Annotated in this window: 3 protein-coding genes; all 3 read right to left on the reverse strand. The window is 69.4% G+C overall.

The genetic code is table 11. The annotated features are described in order from the left end of the window. Positions 1–292, reverse strand: a 292-nt coding sequence (locus tag RMO85_RS19490) for a biotin carboxylase N-terminal domain-containing protein (protein WP_310530370.1), incomplete at its 3' end; no start/stop codon positions are given. A 101-nt stretch (positions 293–393) separates the two neighbouring features. Next, complete coding sequence (locus RMO85_RS19495; RefSeq protein ID WP_310530371.1) at positions 394–846, reverse strand: heat-shock protein HtpX; 453 nt, start codon at positions 844–846, stop codon at positions 394–396. After that, a partial coding sequence (arsB, locus tag RMO85_RS19500) for an ACR3 family arsenite efflux transporter (protein ID WP_310530372.1) occupies positions 843–1875 on the reverse strand: 1033 nt, incomplete at its 5' end. The genes RMO85_RS19495 and arsB, both read right to left, overlap by 4 nt.

Raw genomic sequence — 1875 nt, forward strand, 5'->3', positions numbered from 1 at the left:
CGAACGCAGGATCCTCCGCGACGAAGCCCCACCCGACCCAGACGGCGTCGGCCGCGCACTCGACCAGCACTCGCTCGAGGACGGCCAGGTCGATGTAAGGACGTGCCGAGGCGGGTCCCAGCGGGTAGGCCTCGTCGGCCTCCCGCACGAACATCGCCGTTCGTTCCTCGTCGGTGTACAGAGCGATCGTGCGGAACTGCGCCTCACCACCCTGCGCGTTCAGGTCGCGGACGGCGTGGATCAGCCGCATCGCAGCCTCGCCGCGGTTCACGATCGCAACTCGAGAGAACACCCGTGATCCTCCAGACCCGACGGCTCTCGCTCGGAGCCGTCGTCGCGAGACTGTCATGTCGGCGAGATTACTGCGACACCCGTCGGGCGTGGGTGGCGTCCTCAGGCCTGTTCGAGGACTGAAACGGGCAGCTCGATGTCGGGCACGAGCTCGACGAGAAGCGATCGCACTCGCCCGTCGAGGTCGGCGATGATCTCTCGCACGGTCGCGTCGTCCTGACCGCCCGGGTCGGCGACCGGCCAGTCCCGATACGTCACGCCCGGCACGTAGGGGCACTCCTCGCCGCAGCCGAGCGTGATGGCCATCGTGCTGGCGGCGATGGTGTCGCGGGTCAGGAGCTCGGGCCTCTCCTCGGAGGTGTCGAGGCCGAGGCTCTCGAGCACCTCGGCGACTTCGGCATGGATGTGCTCCCCGGGCCGGGTGCCGGCCGAGAGGGCGGTGACGCGGCCGCCGGCGTAGTGCTCGGTGAGCACCCGACTGATGACCGAGCGCCCGCCGTTGCGAATGCACGCGAAGACCACCTGGGGAGGGGAGGTCGATCCGGTCGTGGTCATGGGGTGGCTCCTGTGGTCTCCCGGTGGGGGTAGAACGTGCGGGCCCAGAGGCTGACGTAGACGAGGCCGACCAGGACGGGGACCTCGATGAGGGGTCCGACGACCCCGGCGAGAGCCTGCCCGGAGGCGACGCCGAAGACGCCGATGGCCACCGCGATGGCCAGCTCGAAGTTGTTGCCGGCCGCGGTGAAGGAGACGGCCGTGGCTCGCTGGTAGTCGAAGCCGAGCGCCCTGGTCAGCAGCATGGACCCGCCCCACATGAGGACGAAGTAGGCGAGCAGCGGCAGCGCGATGCGGAGCACGTCAAGGGGCTGGTTGGTGATGGTGTCGCCCTGCAGTGCGAAGAGCAGCACGATCGTGAAGAGCAGCCCGTACAGGGCAGCGGGGCCGATCCGGGGCAAGAAGGCCGTCTCGTACCACTCGCGGCCCTTGGCGCGTTCACCGATCGTCCTGGTGAGGAACCCGGCGAGGAGCGGGATGCCGAGGAACACCAGCACCGACTTCGCGATGGCCCACATGGAGACGTCGAGGCCGGTCTGGTCGAGGCCGAGCCAGCCGGGCAGCACCTGCAGGTAGAAGTAGCCGAGGAGGGCGAAGGCGAGGATCTGGAAGACCGCGTTGAGCGCGACCAGGATGGCGGCGGCCTCCCGGTCACCGCCGGCGAGGTCGTTCCAGATCAGCACCATGGCGATGCAGCGCGCCAGCCCGACGATGATGAGGCCGGTGCGGTACTCCGGCAGGTCGGGCAGCAGCAGCCAGGCGAGCGCGAACATCAGCGCCGGTCCGAGGACCCAGTTCAAGACGATGGACGTGGCGAGCAGTCGCCGGTCGCCGGTCACGTGGCCGAGCTCGTCGTAGCGGACCTTCGCGAGGACCGGATACATCATCACCAGCAGGCCGATGGCGATGGGCAGGGAGACGGAGCCGACCTCGACCGCTGCCAGCGCGTCATCGAGGCCGGTGACCCACCGGCCCAGGAGCAGGCCGGCCACCATGGCCACCCCGATCCACACCGGGAGGAACCGGTCG

The organism is Nocardioides sp., from assembly GCF_031422975.1.
Taxonomy (GTDB): Bacteria; Actinomycetota; Actinomycetes; order Propionibacteriales; family Nocardioidaceae; genus Nocardioides.